This window comes from Sphingobium sp., from assembly GCF_048594625.1.
Taxonomy (GTDB): domain Bacteria; phylum Pseudomonadota; class Alphaproteobacteria; order Sphingomonadales; family Sphingomonadaceae; genus Sphingobium.
Window position 1 is genome coordinate 1 of record NZ_JBMDWL010000102.1, and the last position, 19,358, is coordinate 19,358.

Here is a 19,358-nt window from a genome sequence, read left to right on the forward strand (position 1 = left end):
CGCCGCCCATCCCCGCCATGTCGAATTGCGCATGGCCCTTTACCGGCGGCTGATGGCGGTGAAGGCGCATGACGCGGCCAAGGCCGTCATCGATGCGGCGAGGCGCGAACTGCCATCGCCGCTGTTCGATGCGGCGGCGGCAGCGTGGGAAGCGGAACATGGCGACCGGGCACAGGCCCATGCCGCCTTTTGCGCGATGCCCACGGCCGCGCGCGATCAGATGGCATTGCCCCATGTCCGCCTGTTGTTGCGGATGCAGCGGTTCGATGAGGCCGAGCGGGTCGCCATCACGGCATTGGCGACGGCCCAGCGCGATGCCATCTGGCCCTATCTGTCGACAATCTGGCGCCTGACCGGCAACTCCAATGCCGCGTGGCTGGATGGCGATCCGCCTTATATCCGGACGTTCGATCTGGGATTGAGCGATGCCGAACGGGACGCGTTGGCGACGGTGCTGCGTGGATTGCATGCGCGTGCGGCGAACTTTCCCGGCCAGTCGGTCCGGGGGGGAACACAGACGGACCAGCCCCTGTTCTTCCGCGCCGAACCGGAGATCAGGCGGGCGAAGGCAGCGGCACTGGATGCCGTGCGCCGTTATATCGCCATGTTGCCGCCACCGCAGACCGGCCACCCTCTATTGGGCGTGCCGCGCAACCATCTGCTGTTCGAAGGCAGCTGGTCGGTATTGTTGCAGGCTGCTGGATTCCATGCGACGCACACGCATCCGCGCGGCTGGATCAGCGCCGTCTGCTATATCTCGCGGCCTGCGCAGGACGCATTGGGACCGGCCCCGGCAGGCTGGCTGGAACTGGGCACGCCGCCGCCGGAACTGGGCCTGTCGCTGCCCCCGCTGAGGCAGGTCGAACCGATCGCAGGACGCATCGCCCTGTTCCCGTCGACCATGTGGCACCACACGATCGGCTTTTCTGCGGGCGAGCGGCTGACCATCGCCTTCGATGTCCGGCCGCCCCGTCGCTAGAGCATGGTGAGGTCGTCCGGCGCAGATGACGGCGGGCAAAATGCGGTAAGCCGAAATCGTTCAAGGCATGATCCGATCCCATCTGACCGGATCATGCCATAGAGCATCATCCGATCAGAGCGGATTGACCGCGAGTTTGAGCGCGCCGTCGCCATCCTCCACCCGGACGGTCGAACCGTCGGGCACTTCGCCGCGCAGGATCAGGTCGGCCAGCGGATCCTGCAGATAGCGCTGGACCGCCCGTTTAAGGGGGCGCGCGCCATAGACGGGATCATAGCCGACCCGGCCGAGCCATGCCCGCGCGCCGTCCGTCAGGTCGAGCGCGATCTTGCGATCCTTCAGCAGCTTGCCGATGCGGGCGACCTGAATGTCGACGATCGGCGCCATATGCGCCGCGCCAAGACGGTGGAACAGGATCACTTCGTCCAGCCGGTTGAGGAATTCCGGGCGGAAATGGCTCCGCACGATGTCCATCACCTGATCCTCGACCTTTTCCACAGGTTCGTCGTCGGCCAGCGCCGTCAGATACTGGCTGCCAAGGTTAGACGTCAGCACGATGATCGTGTTGGTGAAATCGACCGTGCGCCCCTGCCCATCGGTCAGGCGACCATCGTCCAGCACCTGGAGCAGGATGTTGAACACGTCGCCATGCGCCTTTTCCACCTCATCGAACAGGACGACCTGATAGGGGCGTCGGCGGACGGCTTCGGTCAGGACGCCGCCTTCCTCATAACCGACATAGCCCGGAGGGGCGCCGATCAGCCGGGCGACCGAGTGCTTCTCCATGAACTCGCTCATGTCGATGCGCACCATCGCACTGTCGTCATCGAACAGGAATCCGGCCAGCGCCTTGGTCAGCTCCGTCTTGCCGACGCCCGTGGGGCCAAGGAAGAGGAAGGAGCCGAGCGGGCGATTGGGATCCTGCAGACCGGCGCGGGAGCGGCGGACGGCGGTGGAGACGGCGCGCACCGCATCCGCCTGCCCGATGACGCGTTTGCCCAGCGTTTCTTCCATCGCCAGCAGCTTTTCCCGTTCGCCCTCCAGCATGCGATCGACCGGAATGCCGGTCCAGCGGGAGACGACGGCGGCGATGTCCTCGCTTGTCACTTCTTCGCGCAGCATCGCCCCGGCCGACGCGCTCTGCGCCTCGGTCAGCTGCTTTTCGAGCGCGGGGATGGTGCCATATTGCAGTTCGCCCGCCTTGCCATATTCGCCCGAACGCTGCGCCTGTTCCAGCTGGATGCGTGCGGCGTCCAGTTGTTCCTTGAGCTTCGCTTCCCCGGCGATCTTGTCCTTTTCCGCCTGCCAGCGGGTGGTGAGCGCCGCGGACTGTTCCTCCAGATTGGCGAGGTCGGATTCGAGTGTTGCGAGCCGGTCCTTCGACGCGCTGTCGCTTTCCTTCTTCAGCGCCTCCCGCTCTATCTGAAGCTGCATGATGCGGCGGTCGAGATTTTCGATTTCCTCAGGCTTGCTTTCCACCTCCATCCGGATGCGGGACGCGGCCTCGTCCATCAGGTCGATCGCCTTGTCGGGCAGGAAACGGTCGGTGATGTAGCGGTTGGACAGGGTCGCGGCCGACACGATCGCGGCGTCGGCGATGCGCACGCCGTGATGCGCCTCATATTTTTCCTTGATGCCGCGCAGGATGGAGATGGTGTCCTCCACCGTCGGTTCGCCCACGAAGACGGGCTGGAACCGCCGCTGAAGCGCGGGGTCTTTTTCCACATATTTGCGATATTCGTCGAGCGTGGTCGCGCCGATGCAATGGAGTTCGCCACGCGCCAGAGCGGGCTTGAGCAGATTGCCCGCGTCCATCGCCCCTTCCGATTTGCCCGCACCGATCAGCGTGTGCATTTCATCGATGAAGAGGATGATCTGGCCATCCGCGCCTTTTACCTCGTCCAGCACGCCCTTCAGCCGTTCCTCGAACTCGCCGCGATATTTGGCCCCGGCGATGAGCGACCCCATGTCGAGCGCCATCAGCGTGCGGTCTTTGAGCGTATCGGGCACGTCGCCATTGGCGATGCGCAGGGCAAGCCCTTCGGCGATCGCGGTCTTGCCCACGCCCGGTTCGCCGATCAGCACAGGATTATTCTTGGTCCGGCGGGCGAGAATCTGGATCGTGCGGCGGATTTCCTCGTCCCGGCCGATGACCGGATCGAGCTTGCCCGCGCGCGCCGCTTCGGTGAGGTCGCGGGCGAATTTCTTCAAGGCGTCATAACGATCCTCCGCGCCCGCGGTGTCGGCGGTGCGGCCGCCGCGCAATGCATTGATCGCAGCGTTGAGCGCTTCGGGCTTCACACCGGCGGCGGCGAGCGCTTTGCCCGCCGTCGTGGTGGTGGCGAGGGTGAGCGCGAGCAGCAGCCGTTCGACCGTAACGAAGCTGTCGCCCGCCTTTGCCGCGACCTGTTCCGCGCTGTCGAGAACGCGCACGGCGTCATTGTCGAGGCCGGGGGTCTGCTGCGCACCGCTGCCGGAGACGGACGGTACTTTGGCGAGGGCGGCATCGATGTCGCGCAGCGCGACTTGCGCCGAACCGCCCGCCGCCTGGATCAGGCCGGACGCCATGCCCTGGCTGTCCTCCAGCAGGGCTTTCAAAAGATGGTCCGGGCCGATCCGCTGATGGCTCATGCGGATCGCCACGGTTTGCGCCGACTGGAGAAACCCCTTGGCGCGGTCAGTGAATTTTTCGAGGTTCATATCACACCCTTAATCTATGAACGGGATGTAATGTTGCTCAAATGCCACACAAGGGGCGAAGTGCGACTTATTTGGCGGCCTTCTCCGCGTCGGCCGCGAAAGTGTCGCCGAAAAAGTCGCCCTTGTACCAGAGCGGCGCGGTATCGCCGTCCGCCATGACGCGGGTGATGCGATAGTTCGCCTCGGCAAAGCGTGCGCCTGCATCCCAGTCGATCTTCTGGCTCATGTCGTCACCGGGATGGTGATAGGCGCCGCCCAGAAATTCGCCCCACGCCTTTTCACCGCCATTGGCATAGCCGGTAGCGAGGAAGACCGCGGGCACGCCCTGCTTCACGAACATATAATGGTCGGAGCGCACGAAGATGCCTTCCTGCGGCATGGGATCGGGCGACAGTTTGATGTTCATCGGCGCGACGGCCTTTGCCACGATGGGGCCGAGGGTCGAATGGTTTGCGCCAAAGGCGATGACATCGGTGAAGGGATAGAGCAGCAGCGGCATGTCGAGATCGACATTGCCGACGATCTGCTTCACCGGCACGGCGGGGTGGCGGGCGAAATAGTCGGCGCCGAGCAGACCCTTTTCTTCGCCGGTGGAGGCGAGGAAGATGATCGAGCGGCGGGGCTTTTCGGGCGACTGCGCCATGGCGCGGGCGACCTCCAGCATGGTGGCGATCCCGGCGGCGTTGTCGAGCGCGCCATTGTTGATGCGGTCGGTGTCGGGTTTGTCGCCGGGCTTGGCTTCGCTGATGCCGATATGGTCGAGATGGGCCGACAGGACGACATATTCATTTTTCAGCACCGGGTCGCTGCCGGGCAGGATGGCGACGACATTGGGGCTGGAAACGCGCTTGCCCACGCTTTCCACCTGAATGCGGGCGGTGCCTTTGAGCGCAAAGCCCTTGGGCTTGCCGCCCGCCTTGTCGGTGAGTTTGCGGATCGTGGCGATCGACTGGGGCGCGCCCGCGAACAGCGCATCGACCGCCGGTTCGTTCAGCGATGCGCTGGCGCGGATGCCGGGAGCCTCGTCGAAGGGCTTGCCGTCGGGACCGACCCAGCCGAAATCGGGATCATTGGCGAAATGCACCATGCGCGACCATGGCCGCGCCTTCATCGATTGCAGCGTGCCGACCGACAGCATGCCGACCGCGCCATGGGCCTGCGCCGCCTGCGCCTTTGTCGCGGAAAGGTGCGCGCCCTCCTCGCTCGGCAGACCCTTGGGATAGCCGCGCAGCGTGACGACGATCTTTCCCTTCACGTCGAGGCCCGCATAATCGTTGATGCCCATCCGGGCGTTTTCGATGCCATAGCCCACGAACACCAGCGGAGCGCTGAGGTCGACATTCGGATCGTCGGCATTCATGCCGATCAGGACGTCGGTGCCGTGGGTCCAGTTTTTCGCGCCCTTGGGACCGGTCAGCGTCAGGGTGCCGGGCGTCGTGGCGCGTTCGGTCTGCTGGAAGGCGATACGCTGGAGCCAGCCGCCGTCATCGCCTGCGGGTTTGAGGCCGAGGCCATCGAACTGGCTGGCGACATAGCGGGCGGCGATTTCATGGCCTTCGCTGCCGGTGTCGCGCCCCTGAAGCAGGTCGTCGGCCAGAAATTCGACATGGGCGCGCATGGCCGCGGCGGTGAAGACCGGATCGGCGGCAGTCTGCGCCGGAAGCGCGGCGGGCAGGAGCAAAGCGGTGATTGCAGCAAGAGGGGCTGCAAGGGCGATGGTGGTTTTCATGGGAATAGCGGTCCACTCAATTGCGGTATGGTTTGACGATTGCCGCCCCGCCCCCGCGCTGTCCAGCGATAAGAGCTGGGGAGCGGGCCGGCGCCGTAACCGAGCAACAAGCGTGTTGCGCCGCTAAAACGGTCCGCTATGCTGCGCCATCCATCGCGCCGGTGGTCCTGCCGGTGCGGCCAAGTCCCTATTCATGAGGCTCTCATGACCCTTTCCCCCCTGATCCTTTCCCGGATGTCGCGCCGCCTGTCCCTGATGCTGGGTCTGTCGGCGCTTGCGCTTTCGCCCGCTTTCGCGCCGATGGCGCAGGCCGCCCCCGCGACCGCCGCCCCCGCGCCGGTCGCCAGCCTCGTGTCGCAGGTCGACATTCCCTATGAGGAATTCAGGCTGGCGAACGGGCTGCGCGTCATCGTCCATACCGACCGGAAGGCGCCGGTGGTGGGCGTGTCGATCTGGTATCATGTGGGGTCGCGTTTCGAACCGGCGGGCAAGACCGGTTTTGCCCATCTGTTCGAACATCTGATGTTCTATGGCTCCGAAAATGCCGACGGGCCGTTCTTCGGCCGTCTGGAAGACATCGGTGCGACCGACTGGAACGGGACGACATGGTTCGACCGGACCAATTATTTCGAAACGGTGCCGACCGGCGCGCTGGACCGGGCGCTGTTCCTGGAATCCGACCGCATGGGCCATCTGCTGGGCGCGGTGACGCAGGTGAAACTGGATACGCAGCGCGGCGTCGTGCAGAATGAAAAGCGCATGGGGGAAAATGAACCCTATGGGCTGGTCGAATATGCGCAGCTCGACGCGCTGCTGCCCGAAGGCCATCCCTATCGCCACAGCACCATCGGGTCGATGGCCGACCTGAATGCCGCGAGCCTGGCCGACGTCCAGATGTGGTTCAAGACCCATTATGGCCCGAACAATGCCGTGCTGGTGCTGGCGGGCGACATCGATGTCGCGACGGCCAAGGCCAAGGTCGAAAAATGGTTCGGCAACATCCCCTCCGGTCCCGCGCCCAAGGATGTGGACGCGACCGTGCCGACGCTGAGCGGCGACGTTGAGAAGGTGATGCACGACAATGTCGCGGCGACGCGCCTGTATCGCAACTGGATCGTCCCCGGCGTCAATAGCGACGAATTGCAGCAGCTGGATCTGGCCATGACGGTGTTCGGTGGCCTCAAATCATCGCGCCTCGACAATGTGCTGGTGCGCGATGAAAAGGTCGCGGTGGCGGTGAAGGCCAGCATCCAGCCGTTCGAGAAGCTGAGCATCGCGGAAATCACCGTGGACGTGAAGCCGGGCGCCGATCCGGTGGCGGTCGGCAAGCGGCTGGACCAGTTGCTGGCCGATTACCTTGCCAAGGGGCCGAGTGCGGACGAAGTGATGCGCGCCGCCACCGGGCAGGCTGCAGGCACCATCGGCGGGCTGGAAAAGGTCGGCGGCTTTTCGGGCAAGGCGGTGACGCTGGCCGAAGGCGCGGTCTATTCCGATGATCCGGGCAAATATAAGAAGGATCTGGCGGTCTATGCCGCCGCGACGCCGCAGAGCGTGAGCGCCGCCGCGCGCAAATGGCTGGGCCGCCCGGTGCTGCGCCTGACCGTCGCGCCAGGTGAGCGGAGCGCCGCCGACAATGCGCTGGCGGGCAATGCGAAGGAAGAGGGAGGGGCGAAGGAGGAAGGAGGAGCCGGGCACAAGCCCGCCTATTTCCGTGATCCCGCCAAGGCCGCGCCCGCCGCCGCGACGCCGCCTGCGCCCACGAAGATCGCCGAGCCGCCGATCGAGCCGGTCAAGGATCTGGATTTCCCCGACATCGAACGGGCGAAGCTGAAGAACGGCATGAATGTCGTGCTGGCGCATCGCAGCACCGTGCCGACGGTGCGCGTGTCCGTCGCGTTCGACGCGGGGAACGCCGCCGATGACAAGGCGAAGCCGGGCACCGCGGGTCTGGCCGTCGCGCTGCTGGACGAAGGGACCAAAACGCGGACGTCGGTGCAGATCGCCGAGGAGCAGGAACGGCTGGGCGCGTCGATCAGCGCGGCCAACAGCATGGACCGGACCAATGTGGGCCTGTTTGCGCTCAAGCCCAATCTGGATGCGTCGCTGGGCCTGCTGGCCGATGTGATCCGCAACCCCGCCTTTGCCCCGGCAGAGGTCGAACGGCTGCGCGGACAGGTGCTGACCCGGATTCAGGCGGAAAAGACGACGCCGATGGCGATCGCGCAGCGCATGCTGCCGCCGCTGATCTATGGACAGGCGCATCCCTATGGCATCCCCTTTACCGGGTCCGGCACAGAAACGGGCGTGAAGGCGGTGACGCGGGCGGACCTGACCGCTTTCCACGACACATGGATGCGGCCCGACAATGCGACCATCTTCGTCGCGGGCGACACCAGCATGGCGGAACTGATGCCGATGCTGGAAAAGCAGTTCGGCGGCTGGAAGGCGCCCAAGGCCGCCAAGGGCGTCAAGACGTTCCGCATGGACAGGATGATGCGCCCGGCCAAGATCGTGCTGATCGACAAGCCGCAAAGCCCGCAGTCGATGATCCTGGCGGGCCTGTTGACCAACAAGGCGGGCACCGACAATCCGGTGACGTTGCAGACCGCCAATGAAGTGCTGGGCGGGGCGACGTCTTCGCGGCTGTGGATGGACCTGCGCGAAACCAAGGGGTGGGCCTATGGCGTGGGCACCGCGCTGTCGGGGGTCAGGGAAACCATTCCCCTGCTGGTCTATGCCCCGGTGCAGACCGACAAGACGGGCGAATCGATTCAGGCGATCCGCAAGGATATGAGCGAGTTCCTGACGACCAAGGGCGTAACCGAAACCGAACGGAACCAGACGATCAACAGCCAGATCCTGTCGCTGCCCGGCAGTTTCGAAACATCGTCCGACCTGCTGGGCGCGATGATGCGCAACGCCCTGATCGGGCGGGCCGACGATTATTATGAAACGCTGCCCAAGACATATCGCGCCATGACCCCGGCGGACATGGACAAGGCCGCGCGCGAGGCGATCAACCCCGACCGGCTGATCTGGGTCGTGGTGGGCGACGCGAAACTGGTGCGGCCACAGCTTGACGCGGTGGGGCTGCCGGTGGAAATGGGGACACTCGCAGATTGACGGAAACGTAAAGGACAGGAGACAGGATATGGCAGCAGTAGATGGCGCCTATGATTGCGTGGCGAAGACCCCGATGGGCGACCAGAAGGGGGTGTTCACCGTCATCAGCAGCGGCGACCGGTTCAACGGCACCTTTGCAGGCATGATGGGATCGCTGGACGTCGTGGACGGTACGATCGACGGCAACAAACTGACCTGGAAAATGGAAATGACCATGCCGATGCCGATGACGCTGGAATGCGACGCGGAAGTGACGGGCGACGCCATCACCGGCACGATGCAGCTGGGCACGTTCGGCGCGTCGGCCTTTTCGGGTACGCGCCGGGCGTAAAGGCCCCTGCTCTCCCGCCCCGATGACATGGGGATGGGGCAGCATCGAAAACATCAAGAAAGGCCCGGATCTCATGATTCGGGCCTTTTCCTTTGCGCATTTTCGACGCGATGCGTGCGGCCCGTTTTCAGGCGTTCGGTGCAATGGATTGAAGCGTAAAGGAATTCCCCGCATTCGTGAGACAGGGAAAGAGACAGACATAATCTATTGACAAATTTAGTTAGTTAGCTATCTAATCATTATGCCTCTTTCCGATCCCAAACGTGCGCTTGCGCACAAGATGGCGCCTGTCGCCCGCGCGTGGCGCCAGCTGGCCGACAGCGTGCTGGCCGAATTCGGCGTGTCAAACAGCACCGCATGGTGCCTGATCCATATCGACCGGCTGGGCGGCGAGGTGCGGCAGAATGATCTGGCCGAATCGCTGGACATCGCGCAGCCTTCGCTGGTCCGCACGCTGGATCAGGTTCAGTCCGCCGGACTGGTGCAGCGTACGCAGCATCCCGACGACAAAAGATCCAACATCATCAGCCTGACCGATGCCGGACAGGAACTGGTCGGCCGGATCGAGGCGAAGCTGGACACGCTGCGCGCGGAATTGCTGAAGGATGTGCCGGATCAGGCCGTGACGGTCACCGTGTGGCTGCTGGACCTGCTGAGCGTGAGGATCGCTGAACAGCGCGCGGTGCAATGAAAGACCGGTTGGGCGTGCCCGCCGCGCTATTTTCCATCAAATGCCTGATCGCCGGGATGCTGGCGCTGTTCTTTGCGTTCAGCATCGGCATGGAGCGCCCCTATTGGGCGTTCCTGACCAGCTATATCGTCGCCCAGCCGCTGGCTGGCGCGGTGATTTCCAAGGGCATATTCCGCGCCATCGGCACGCTGATCGGCGCGACATTTGCGGTCGCCATCGTGCCGCCGCTGGTCAACGCGCCCGAATTGCTGGTGCTGGCCATGGCTTCCTGGCTGGGGCTGTGCGTGTTCGTGTCGCTGCTCGACCGGACGCCGCGATCCTATATGTTCGTGCTGGCAGGCTATACCGCCTGCCTGATCGTTTTCCCCGACGTCGATTCGCCCCAGACCATCTTCACGGTGGCGGCTCTGCGCGTGCAGGAGATATTGATCGGCATCGCGTGCGGCAGCCTGATCCACGGCGTCGTCCTGCCCGGATCGGTCACCGGCACGCTGCTGGCGCGGGTGGGCACGATGTTGCGCGACGCCGAACGATGGTCGCGCGACGCCATCGCGGTGGAGCCGGTGGCGGGGCTGGACGCCGAACGCCGCCGACTGGCGCAGGACGTCACCGAACTGCACCAGATGTCGGTGCACCTGCCGTTCGACATCAGCCGTCTGGCCCCGCGCGTGCGCACGGTGCGGGCGTTGCAGGACCAGCTGTCGCTGCTGTTGCCGCTGGGCGCGGCGGTGGAGGACCGGCTGGCGGTATTGCGCGAAGCCCATGGCGGGCAGGTGCCCGAAGCGGTCGCATTGCTGATCGCCGACGTGCGGATATGGCTGGATACACCCGCGCCCGACAATGCGACGCGCGCGGCGCTGACCCAGCATCTGATCGACCGATGCGCCGCGATGGAGCCGCCCGCGACGCCCGACATGGGGTGGAGCGACATGATGCGCCTGAGCCTTTACGCCCGTCTCGCGACGCTGATCGCGGCGCATCGCGACTGTCGCGACCTGTATGACCAGATGGCGACGCACAGCCGCGCCGCCGTGACCCCGCGCGTGGCGCAATTGCTGGAGGGCCGCCGCAGCCGCGAGATGCACCGCGATTATGCGAGCGCGGCGCGTGGCGCATTCGGCGCGTTCATGACGATCGTGCTGGGATGCGCGATCTGGATTTTGAGCGGATGGCGCGACGGCGGCAGCGCCGTCATGCTGGCGGGCGTGTTCCTGGCGCTGTTTTCGGCGGTCGACAATCCGCTGGCGCCGCTGAAAGGATTCATGATCGGCACCATCGTCGCGTCCGCACTGGGCGCCGTCTATGGCTATGCCATCATGCCCCGGCTGGACGGATTTGCGATGCTGGCCATGGCCTATGCGCCGCCGCTGCTGTTGCTGGGATCGATGATGGCGTCGCCGCGATGGATGGGCATCGCCCTGCCCACATTATTGGGGCTGGGCAGCCCGGTGCTGTTGTCCGACCACTATATCAATGCCTTTGCCAGCTATGCCAATGGTGCGGTTGCGCAGATCGTGGGTATATGGTTCGCGATCCTGATGGCAGGTCTGATGCAGTCGGCAGGCGTCGAGCGCGCGATACGCCGCACCATCCGCGCGGGATGGGGCGACATGGCCAGCCGCGCCACCCGCATGACCCCGCCGGACGTGCGCGGATGGATCAACCGCATGCTGGACCGGATCGCCCTGCTGGCCCCGCGGCTGGCCGCGACCCGCGCCGATAGCGGCAAACCGCTGTACGACGCGCTGCGCGACCTGCGCACCGGCGTCGCCATCGGCGAACTGCGCCAGATGCGGATCGACCTGCCCCCACAGGACGGCGCGCCGCTGGCCACCGTATTGGGGGGCATCAGCCGCCATTATCGCGATCTGGACCCCGATGCGCCGGATGCCGCCGACCCCGCTCTGTTGCACGACATAGACAGCGCCATCGCGCAGATCAGCGCCAATGCGCGCATGCCGGTGCGGCGGGACGGCGTGCTGGCGCTGGTCAGCCTGCGCCGCAACCTGTTCCCCGACGCGCAGGATTACAGGAGCGCCGCGGCATGACCGGCGAGATCGCAATCGGCGGCATATATATGCCCACATTGCTGTTGCTGGCGCTGGTCGCGCTGCTGCTGAACTGGGCGCTGACGCGGCTGATCGCGGCGTTCGGCCTGTACCGGTTCCTGGCCTATCGCGCGGCCGTCGACCTGTCGCTCTTCATCCTCATTCTGGGCGGCCTCGCCCTGATCGTCCCCACCCTTGGAATCCGACTATGAACCGCCTGACCCATGTGCTGATCCGCAGCGCCGCCACCATCATTCTGGTCATCGCCGCCGCACTGGCCGCGATATGGATGTGGAACCATTATGAGCGCAGCCCCTGGACCCGCGACGGCCGGGTGCGCGCCGATGTGGTGCGGGTGACCCCCGACATCAGCGGGCTGGTGACGTCGGTCGCGGTGCGCGACAACCAGACGGTGAAGGCGGGCGACCTGCTGTTCGTCATCGACACGCCCCGTTATTCGATGGCGCTGGAGGAAGCGAACGCCCGGATCGCCAGCGCGCAGGCGACATTGGCGCAGGCCCGGCGCGAAGCGCGGCGCGACACAGCGCTGGGCGATCTGGTCGCGGCCGAAACCCATGAACAGAATCTGGCGCGGGTCGAAACCGCGCAGGCGGCGCTGACCGAGGCGCTGAGCGGGCGCGATGCCGCCGCGCTGAACCTGCACCGGACCAAGGTGCTGGCGTCGGTCAATGGCGTGGTCACCAACCTTGACCTGCATCCGGGCGATTATGTCGGCGCGGGCAGCCAGGCGCTGGCCCTGATCGACAGCGATTCGCTGCGGGTCGAAGGCTATTTCGAGGAAACCAAGCTGGGGCTGATCTGCATCGGCGCGCCAGTGACGGTGCGGCTGATGGGCGAGGAACAGGATGTGCACGGGCGGGTGGAAAGCATCGCCTATGGCATTGACGACGACAGCCGCAGCAACAGCGGCAACCTGTTGCCTGCGGTCGAGCCGACGTTCAGCTGGGTCCGGCTGGCGCAGCGAATCCCGGTGCGGGTGAAGATCGAGAAGGTGCCCGCGGGCATGCGGCTGATTTCCGGGCGGACGGCGACGGTGACGGTGCAGCCCGCCGCGCAGGGCAAGAATGGCAAGCCCGCCGCCAGCGCCGGGACGTGCCGTCATGCGTAAATCTGGAGCAGGCGCGCGCGGTGTCGGGGCGGCGTTGTCCCTGTTGGCGCTTTCCGCATGCGCCACGGCCGGGCCGGACTATCACCCGCCCGAACAGTCCGCCGCGACCATGCCCGGCGCCACCGGCGCGTTCCATTCGGCGCAGGGCGCCCCATTCACGCAGGCCGATCTGCCCGACCGGTGGTGGCGGCTTTATGCCGATCCGCAGCTCGACACGCTGATCGAACAGGCGCTGGCCGCCAATACCGACCTGCGGCAGGCGGAGGCCAATCTGACGCTGGCGCAGGGCGTGTTGCGCGAAGCGGAGGCCGGGCGCAAGATCAGCACGACGATCAGCGGCGGCGAAACGCTGGCGCGGCCATCGGGCGTGACGCAGCATCTGCCGGGCGCGGTCAGCTATGATCTGGGGCTGGCGGCGGCCTATCCGCTGGACCTGAACGGGCGCATCCGGCGCGCGATCGAGGGCAGCGCCGCCGACGTCGAGGCAAGCGCGGCGGCCCGCGACTATGTGCGGGTGAGCGTGGCGGCGGCCACCGCCAGAGCCTATGCACAGGTATGCGCGGCCAATTACAACCTGACCATCAACCGGCAGGTCGTCGCCCTGCAACGCGATACGGCGGATGCGACGCGGCGGCTGGCCAGGGGTGGTCGCGGCACCGCATTTGACGTCAGCCGGGCGCAGGCGGCCGTGGACAGCAGCGCTGCCGCCCTGCCCGCATTCGAGGCGGAACGGCAGAACGGCCTGTACCTGCTGGCGACATTGATGGGCCGCGCGCCCGCCGATTACCCGCGCGCGGTGGAAAGTTGCGCGGCGCTACCCACGCTGGCCCAGCCGATACCGGTGGGCGACGGCACCGCGCTGATCCGGCGGCGGCCCGACATCCGGCAGGCCGAACGCGCCATTGCGGGCGATACGGCGCGGCTGGGCGTGGCGATGGCGGCGCTGTACCCGCAGGTGAGCATCGGCGGATCGGTCGGGCTGTCGGGACCGCTGAAGGATTTCGGGTCCGGATCGGCCTTTGGCTTCAGTCTGGGGCCGCTGATCAGCTGGAGCTTTCCCAACCGGCCGGTGGTGAAGGCGCAGATTGCGCAGGCGGAGGCGCGGATACAGGGCGATCTGGCCGGGTTCGACGGGACGGTGCTGGAAGCGTTGCGCCAGACGGAAACGGCGCTGGAACGCTATCGCCGCGATACCGAACAGGCCGCCGCGCTCGACCGGGCGCGGGACAGCGCGAAACTGTCGGCGGGTCAGGCGGGCAAGCTGTTCCGTTTTGGCCGGGGCGATTTCCTGTCGCTGCTGGATGCGCAGCGCAGCCTGGCCAATGCGGAGGTGGCGGCGGCAGCGGCGCGCGCGCAGCTGGTGCAGGATCAGATCGCGTTGTTCATGGCGCTGGGCGGCGGGTGGCGGCAGGAGTAAGGAGCCTGGCCGGGAACGGCCACGCCCCATCATCCCGGCGAAAGCCGGGATCGTGATGGGATTGGCGCGTCATGGCCTTAAGATCACGGCCTGCGCCGGGATGACGGTCAAGATGCGGGGTGGATAGGGACTATCCTTTCCTACCCTTTAGAGCGCGCTGCGTTGAATGGGACGCAGGTCGCGCGCTCTCAGTTTTTGTTGTCGCATCCTTTTAAGCGGAAAACCGGTTCCCACTTTTCCGCACGATGCTCTAGCTGCCGTTGGGGCCGCCGCCACCGCCATTGGGACCGGCGCCGCCGCCCATGCCCGCCGCGCCGACCGCGCCGATATTGCCGAAGATTTCGTCGAACAGACTGCGATGGCGGCCCAGCGTCGGCGTCTTGTCACCCGAAGGCGAGATATTGGCGACCTGTTCCAGACCCACGCGGTCCACCGCCGTCACATTGCCCGCGGGATCGAAGCGGACGCGCAGCACCGTCTGTTCCACCGCGCGCGGATTGGCGAAGGCCAGCTGGCGCATTTCGCGCGAGACATAATACCAGTCCTTTTCGCCGAACTGCGATTCGAAACTGGGACGGCCCAGCGTGCCTTCCACCGACGCGCGGTTGTCGACGCCCGCCTGAACGGAATCGACCAGCAGCTTGTCCACCGAATAGCCCTGATGCGTGCGGATGCGCGAGCAACCCGACGCGCCCAGCACCAGCGCACCAAGGCCGGCAGCGAGCAGAATGCGCCCGCCGGGCGAACGAGGGCTGAACTGACGCATGAACTTCTCCTGCGGGGGCGACCCGCGAACCTTCAAGAAACCGTATGTCGCCATTGCATTGGCGGACGCAGCGATCAATATGGAAATGCGCAGGCCCCGGCAAGGGGCGCTTATTATCGGACAGCGCACCGCCGCCCGATCCGTCATGAAAAAGCTGTTCCTATGTCCGCTTCGCCATCCTTTCTTCAGCGCCTGTTCGGCCGGACCGACCCGAAAGAGGGGTTGCGGCCGCTCTATAATGCCGTGATCGGCGAAGGGCGGCAGCCGCACTGGTATCTGGACGGCGCGGTGCCCGACACGCTGGACGGGCGGTTCGACATGATCGTCGCCATCCTGGCGCAGGCGCTGATCCGGCTGGAGCAGCAGGGCGGCGCGCAGGAAAGCGTGTGGCTGACCGAATTGTTCGTCGATGATATGGACGGGCAGTTGCGACAGGAAGGCGTGGGCGATGTCGTGGTCGGCAAGCATGTCGGCCGGATGATGAGCGCGCTGGGCGGGCGGATCAGCGCCTATCGCGCCGCGCTGACGGGTGAAGGCGACCTTGCAGAGGCGCTGCGCCGCAACCTTTATCGCGGCGCGCCGGTGGGCGACGACGCATTGACCCATGTCGAAGGCGCGCTGCGGGCGCGCTGGACGCGGATGGGGTGCCGGTCGCACGACGCGCTGCTGACCGGAGACATTGGATGAGCACGACCCCCACCCCCGAATTTTCCCGCACCTACAAGGCCGACCAGATCGTGCGGCTGCCCGAAACGCTGAACATCGTGGCGGACGAGGCGGAACGCGCCGCGCTGACGAAGCGGTTCGGGCTGGTGTCGATCGACCGGCTGGAGGCGGATTATGCGCTGAGCATCGAGGACGAGGCCATCGTCGCGCGCGGGCGGGTGCGCGCCGCCATCGCCCAGCCATGCGTCGCGACCGGCGCGCCGGTGCCCGAAACCATCGATAGCGATTTCCTGTTGCGGTTCGTGGTGGAGGGCGATGAGGCGCCCGAAGGCGAGGAGCTGGAGCTGGATGCGGAGGATTGCGACATCATCGGTTATGATGGCCATGTGATCGACATGGGCGAGGCTGTCGCCGAAACCATGGCTCTGGCGATGACGCCATTCCCCCGCTCGCCCGACGCCGACGCCTATCTGAAAGAGGCAGGCGTGCTGAGCGAGGAACAGGCCAGCCCCTTTGCCGCGTTGCTGGGGCTGAAGGACGGGAAGAAGTAGGCGCATGATCGCCATCGCCCTGATGCTGGCCGGAGCCATTCCGCCCAAAGCCATGATCGGCGAGGATGTGGCGCGGGCGCAATGGGACATGGCCGAAAACCGGGCGCAATGCGCGCCGCTGGCGCTGTTGTACGACGGCGGCATGAAGGGCAAGGCGCGGCGCGCGGAATTTGGCGGCGGATGGGCGGTGGCGTTCGACCTGCCGGACCTGCGCAGCGCCTATGGCTTTGCCGGGCCGGGCATCATCGGCATGGATGGGGAAGCCGACGCGGCGCAGCGGGCGCGGCTGAAAAAGCAATGGCCCCATATGCGCGACCTGCCCGCACTGCGCGGCTTTGCAGGCTATGGGCTGGTGGGGGCAGAGCCCTATCCCGCCGCCGATCCGCAAGGCAAGGGGCAGGAATCGCTGGCCTATATGCGGGTGGCGGGGCAGCGTTGCACCTATAATGTGTGGAGCCGGGTGAGCCGCAGGCATCTGGAAACGCTGCTCGACAATCTGCGCTTGCAGGATTGACGGCGCGGAGTCTGTTTCCCTTTCGTTCCCGGTTGTGGCATAGCGACCGGCATGGACGCGCCGCCGACCGCCGACCGCAAGATCATCCATGTCGACATGGACGCGTTTTACGCGTCGGTGGAACAGCGCGACGATCCCGCCCTGCGCGGGCTGCCCATTGCGGTGGGCGGCGGCGGACCGCGCGGGGTGGTGGCGACATGCAGTTATGAAGCGCGCGCATTCGGCGTGCGGTCCGCCATGCCGGGCGCGCGGGCGCGGCGGCTGTGCCCCGGCCTGATCTTCGTCCCGCCCCGCTTCGACGTCTATCGCGCGGTATCGGGACAGGTGCGGGAGATTTTCAGCCGTTTCACCGACATGATCCAGCCGCTGTCGCTGGACGAAGCCTATCTGGACGTGACGGTGAACAAGCGCGGCATCGCATCAGCGACGAAGATCGCGCAGGAAATCCGGCAGATGATCCGCGCGGAAACGGGGCTGACCGCATCGGCGGGCGTTTCCTACAACAAGCTGATCGCCAAGCTGGCGTCGGACCAGAACAAGCCCGATGGCCTGTGCGTCGTGCGGCCGAGCGAGGGAGCTGCCTTTATCGCCGCCATGCCGGTGCGCCGCATCCATGGCGTGGGTCCGGTGACGGCGCGGCGGATGAAGGAGCTGGGAATCGAAACCGGCGCGGACCTGCGCGACCGGGACATGCCGTTTCTGGCCGGCCATTTCGGCAGCGCGGCCGACTATTATTACCGCGCGTCGCGGGGGCAGGACGACCGACCGGTGCGCGAACGGCAGGAACGCAAGTCGGTGAGCGTGGAGGACACGTTTTTCGACGACCTGACGCAACAGGACGCGCTGGTGGCGGAGATCGACCGGATCGCGGCGTCGCTATGGACCCGGATCGAAAAAGCCGGGGCGTGGGGCCGGACCGTGGTGCTGAAGGTGAAGTTTGCCGATTTCCGCATCATCACCCGGTCGCGCAGCTTTGCCACGCCGGTGCGGTCGCAGCAATTGCTGGCGCAGGCGGGGCGGGAACTGTTGATCGCGCAACTGCCGCTGCGCATGGGCGCCCGGCTGCTGGGCCTTGGCGTGCATAATCTGGAAGGGGATGAGGCGGAAGCGGACGCGGGCGACCAGCTGGCGCTGGGATTATGAGGGGCGGGATGGTTGGTTTCCGACTTCAAACTTGACCGTCATCCCAGCGACCCGAAGGGCGGCGAAGCCAACGCTGGGATCTCAGGCCATGACGCGCCAGACCCATAAAGACCCCCAGCCTTCGCTGGGGTGACGGTAAACGGCAAAAACCGGCCGCCCTCAGAAGGGCAGCCAGTTCCGCTTTTCGGTGAACTTCATGTAGCCCGCATTGACGCCGAGCCGATAGCCCACACCCAAGCGGATCGGGATCAGCACCACATTCCCCCAGCGCAGATAGCTGGCGGTGAAGCCGCCCACCAGATAGGCGGTGCCCTCCGCCGCGGGGAAGCGGTGATAGAGATCCTGCGTGTCGTAGAGATTATAGACGAGGACGAAGGTATTGGCCGCGTTGCCGCCGACGTCGAAGCCGATCGACGGGCCGGTCCAATAGACTTCGCGCTTGCCCTCCACCTTGTGATTGAGGGTGCCCGATCCGTAACGCAGGCCCACGACGAACGCGCCCGATGCTTCCCGCCCGGCGATATAGCCATTGGGGCGGCCCTGATCCTTCAGGATTTTTTCGATCATGCCGGCCAGGCCTTCGGCGCCCTTGCCGAACACGCCTTCGGCCGCGCCGATCAGATCGTCCTGCTGATAGCTGTCGCCCGGCGAAATGGCGGCAGGCGGCGAGGCGGCGGTGACGGGCGCGCCGGTGGCGGTGTTACCGCCGGATGCGGGCGGCGGCGCCATGTCGGGTTCATAGGGGGCGACGCCGGGGCTGGCAGGCTGACCCACGCCGGGATCGACGCCCGGATCGGTGGGGTTGCTGTTGGCGGGCGGCGGCGGGGCGAGATCGGAATCGATCGCGCTGTTGGGATCGATCGTGCGGACCTGCGCCGATGCGGCGAGCGGCGTCAGCGCCATGCCCGCCAGCGCAGCGACCAGCGCGGTGGCGCGTGCCATGCGGGCGCTCATCTGCCCCTTGATGCCGATCATCCCCGATACTCCCCGAAAAACGCGCGTCATAACCATATATAGGCTGTGCGACCAGCAAGCTGAAACGACAATGAACGAACGGTGACCTGAGTCGATTCCGCGCCGGAACGAAAAGCGCGTTACAGCAAGAAAATCGTGATCGGCCCCGTTGCCATGGTGCAAAGCGCTCGCTATAGCCCCTCCCCAGCCACTGCTCGCCTCCTGGAGGTGGGCAAATTCGTGCGGAGACGTGGGTGAGTGGCTGAAACCAGCGGTTTGCTAAACCGTCGTAGCCTTAAGGGGCTACCGAGGGTTCGAATCCCTCCGTCTCCGCCATTTTTTCCGACAGGTGCCGTGCGATGATCAGATCCCGCTTCGGCACCTTTCGCGGGCTGGTTCGGCTGGCCCTGTCCTATCCGCAACTGATGCTGGGCCGATCGGTGCAGAAAGCCCCCGATGCCGCGCAGGTACGGCGACTGGTGTTCGTGTGTCAGGGCAATATCTGTCGCAGCGCCTTTGCCGACGTCGTGGCGCGGCGCGCGGGGATGCGGACCGCGTCCTTCGGCCTGTCCACCACTACCGGGCGCCCGGCGCATGAACCGGCCATCATGGCGGCG

The 19,358-nt window shown here is 65.9% G+C and carries 16 protein-coding genes, 1 tRNA gene and 1 pseudogene; 14 read left to right on the top strand and 4 right to left on the bottom strand.

The genetic code is table 11. The features are described from left to right. Positions 1-979 (top strand): putative 2OG-Fe(II) oxygenase (locus ACOJSJ_RS12980; protein ID WP_420145399.1); only part of this gene is annotated, 979 nt, incomplete at its 5' end. 114 nt (positions 980-1,093) lie between these two features. Here the strand turns inward: ACOJSJ_RS12980 and clpB are convergent. Together clpB and ACOJSJ_RS12990 are read right to left on the bottom strand one after the other, a co-directional pair. Further along, on the bottom strand, positions 1,094-3,679 hold the full coding sequence (gene clpB / locus ACOJSJ_RS12985) for an ATP-dependent chaperone ClpB (protein ID WP_420145400.1): 2,586 nt from the start codon (positions 3,677-3,679) through the stop codon (positions 1,094-1,096). Between the two features lie 67 nt (positions 3,680-3,746). After that, positions 3,747-5,408, bottom strand: a complete 1,662-nt coding sequence (locus ACOJSJ_RS12990) for a M28 family metallopeptidase (RefSeq protein WP_420145401.1) — start codon at positions 5,406-5,408, stop codon at positions 3,747-3,749. 204 nt (positions 5,409-5,612) lie between these two features. Here ACOJSJ_RS12990 and ACOJSJ_RS12995 point away from each other — a divergent pair, with 204 nt between their 5' ends. The 7 genes from ACOJSJ_RS12995 to ACOJSJ_RS13025 all read left to right on the top strand — a co-directional run bounded on the left by ACOJSJ_RS12995 (position 5,613) and on the right by ACOJSJ_RS13025 (position 14,147). Then, on the top strand, positions 5,613-8,531 hold the full coding sequence (locus ACOJSJ_RS12995; protein ID WP_420145402.1) for a M16 family metallopeptidase: 2,919 nt from the start codon (positions 5,613-5,615) through the stop codon (positions 8,529-8,531). A 28-nt stretch (positions 8,532-8,559) separates the two neighbouring features. Beyond that, positions 8,560-8,862, top strand: a complete 303-nt coding sequence (locus ACOJSJ_RS13000) for a hypothetical protein (RefSeq protein ID WP_420145403.1) — start codon at positions 8,560-8,562, stop codon at positions 8,860-8,862. A gap of 241 nt (positions 8,863-9,103) precedes the next feature. After that, entirely contained in the window at positions 9,104-9,553 is a 450-nt protein-coding gene (locus ACOJSJ_RS13005) for a MarR family winged helix-turn-helix transcriptional regulator (protein ID WP_420145404.1), read from the top strand. Continuing rightward, on the top strand, positions 9,550-11,601 hold the full coding sequence (locus ACOJSJ_RS13010; protein WP_420145405.1) for an FUSC family protein: 2,052 nt from the start codon (positions 9,550-9,552) through the stop codon (positions 11,599-11,601). The genes ACOJSJ_RS13005 and ACOJSJ_RS13010 overlap by 4 nt, the downstream gene beginning before the upstream one ends. After that, positions 11,598-11,813 carry a DUF1656 domain-containing protein gene (locus tag ACOJSJ_RS13015; RefSeq protein WP_420145406.1) on the top strand — a complete coding sequence of 72 codons (216 nt, stop codon included), beginning with the start codon at positions 11,598-11,600 and terminating at the stop codon, positions 11,811-11,813. Before ACOJSJ_RS13010 ends, ACOJSJ_RS13015 begins: the two co-directional genes overlap by 4 nt. Continuing rightward, the gene (locus tag ACOJSJ_RS13020; protein WP_420145407.1) at positions 11,810-12,730 is read left to right on the top strand and encodes an efflux RND transporter periplasmic adaptor subunit; all 921 of its coding nucleotides are present in this window, start codon (positions 11,810-11,812) and stop codon (positions 12,728-12,730) included. Before ACOJSJ_RS13015 ends, ACOJSJ_RS13020 begins: the two co-directional genes overlap by 4 nt. Next, positions 12,723-14,147, top strand: coding sequence for an efflux transporter outer membrane subunit (locus tag ACOJSJ_RS13025; protein WP_420145408.1), 1,425 nt, complete (start codon positions 12,723-12,725; stop codon positions 14,145-14,147). Before ACOJSJ_RS13020 ends, ACOJSJ_RS13025 begins: the two co-directional genes overlap by 8 nt. A 250-nt stretch (positions 14,148-14,397) precedes the next feature. Here ACOJSJ_RS13025 and ACOJSJ_RS13030 read toward each other — a convergent pair whose 3' ends face one another. Continuing rightward, a complete protein-coding gene (locus tag ACOJSJ_RS13030) occupies positions 14,398-14,913 on the bottom strand; it encodes an outer membrane protein assembly factor BamE (RefSeq protein ID WP_420145409.1) in 516 nt (171 codons plus the stop codon). Between the two features lie 162 nt (positions 14,914-15,075). Between ACOJSJ_RS13030 and ACOJSJ_RS13035 the strand changes: the two genes are divergently transcribed. Genes ACOJSJ_RS13035 through dinB form a run of 4 tightly spaced genes read left to right on the top strand, consistent with a single transcriptional unit; the run spans position 15,076 to position 17,787 of the window. Next, on the top strand, positions 15,076-15,600 hold the full coding sequence (locus ACOJSJ_RS13035; RefSeq protein WP_420145410.1) for a ubiquinol-cytochrome C chaperone family protein: 525 nt from the start codon (positions 15,076-15,078) through the stop codon (positions 15,598-15,600). Continuing rightward, positions 15,597-16,130, top strand: a complete 534-nt coding sequence (locus tag ACOJSJ_RS13040) for a YceD family protein (protein WP_420145411.1) — start codon at positions 15,597-15,599, stop codon at positions 16,128-16,130. The genes ACOJSJ_RS13035 and ACOJSJ_RS13040 overlap by 4 nt, the downstream gene beginning before the upstream one ends. Before the next feature lie 4 nt (positions 16,131-16,134). Continuing rightward, a complete protein-coding gene (locus tag ACOJSJ_RS13045; RefSeq protein WP_420145412.1) occupies positions 16,135-16,644 on the top strand; it encodes a hypothetical protein in 510 nt (169 codons plus the stop codon). A 51-nt stretch (positions 16,645-16,695) separates the two neighbouring features. Next, positions 16,696-17,787, top strand: a complete 1,092-nt coding sequence (dinB, locus tag ACOJSJ_RS13050; protein WP_420145413.1) for a DNA polymerase IV — start codon at positions 16,696-16,698, stop codon at positions 17,785-17,787. A 159-nt stretch (positions 17,788-17,946) separates the two neighbouring features. Here the strand turns inward: dinB and ACOJSJ_RS13055 are convergent, their stop codons facing one another. After that, positions 17,947-18,762, bottom strand: coding sequence for a DUF1134 domain-containing protein (locus ACOJSJ_RS13055; protein WP_420145414.1), 816 nt, complete (start codon positions 18,760-18,762; stop codon positions 17,947-17,949). Positions 18,763-18,985: 223 nt separating this feature from the next. Here ACOJSJ_RS13055 and ACOJSJ_RS13060 point away from each other — a divergent pair. After that, positions 18,986-19,077: transfer RNA gene (locus tag ACOJSJ_RS13060), tRNA-Ser, on the top strand. A gap of 23 nt (positions 19,078-19,100) precedes the next feature. Then, positions 19,101-19,358 (top strand): annotated as a pseudogene (locus tag ACOJSJ_RS13065) (phosphotyrosine protein phosphatase); the annotation flags it as partial.

Excerpts from the sequence above, each read along its gene's own strand:
- clpB (WP_420145400.1), bottom strand. The coding sequence starts at position 3,679 with ATGAACCTCGAAAAATTCACTGACCGCGCCAAGGGGTTTCTCCAGTCG.
- ACOJSJ_RS12990 (WP_420145401.1), bottom strand. The coding sequence starts at position 5,408 with ATGAAAACCACCATCGCCCTTGCAGCCCCTCTTGCTGCAATCACCGCT.
- ACOJSJ_RS12995 (WP_420145402.1), top strand. The coding sequence starts at position 5,613 with ATGACCCTTTCCCCCCTGATCCTTTCCCGGATGTCGCGCCGCCTGTCC.
- ACOJSJ_RS13000 (WP_420145403.1), top strand. The coding sequence starts at position 8,560 with ATGGCAGCAGTAGATGGCGCCTATGATTGCGTGGCGAAGACCCCGATG.
- ACOJSJ_RS13005 (WP_420145404.1), top strand. The coding sequence starts at position 9,104 with ATGCCTCTTTCCGATCCCAAACGTGCGCTTGCGCACAAGATGGCGCCT.
- ACOJSJ_RS13010 (WP_420145405.1), top strand. The coding sequence starts at position 9,550 with ATGAAAGACCGGTTGGGCGTGCCCGCCGCGCTATTTTCCATCAAATGC.
- ACOJSJ_RS13015 (WP_420145406.1), top strand. The coding sequence starts at position 11,598 with ATGACCGGCGAGATCGCAATCGGCGGCATATATATGCCCACATTGCTG.
- ACOJSJ_RS13020 (WP_420145407.1), top strand. The coding sequence starts at position 11,810 with ATGAACCGCCTGACCCATGTGCTGATCCGCAGCGCCGCCACCATCATT.
- ACOJSJ_RS13025 (WP_420145408.1), top strand. The coding sequence starts at position 12,723 with ATGCGTAAATCTGGAGCAGGCGCGCGCGGTGTCGGGGCGGCGTTGTCC.
- ACOJSJ_RS13030 (WP_420145409.1), bottom strand. The coding sequence starts at position 14,913 with ATGCGTCAGTTCAGCCCTCGTTCGCCCGGCGGGCGCATTCTGCTCGCT.
- ACOJSJ_RS13035 (WP_420145410.1), top strand. The coding sequence starts at position 15,076 with ATGTCCGCTTCGCCATCCTTTCTTCAGCGCCTGTTCGGCCGGACCGAC.
- ACOJSJ_RS13040 (WP_420145411.1), top strand. The coding sequence starts at position 15,597 with ATGAGCACGACCCCCACCCCCGAATTTTCCCGCACCTACAAGGCCGAC.
- ACOJSJ_RS13045 (WP_420145412.1), top strand. The coding sequence starts at position 16,135 with ATGATCGCCATCGCCCTGATGCTGGCCGGAGCCATTCCGCCCAAAGCC.
- dinB (WP_420145413.1), top strand. The coding sequence starts at position 16,696 with ATGGACGCGCCGCCGACCGCCGACCGCAAGATCATCCATGTCGACATG.
- ACOJSJ_RS13055 (WP_420145414.1), bottom strand. The coding sequence starts at position 18,762 with ATGATCGGCATCAAGGGGCAGATGAGCGCCCGCATGGCACGCGCCACC.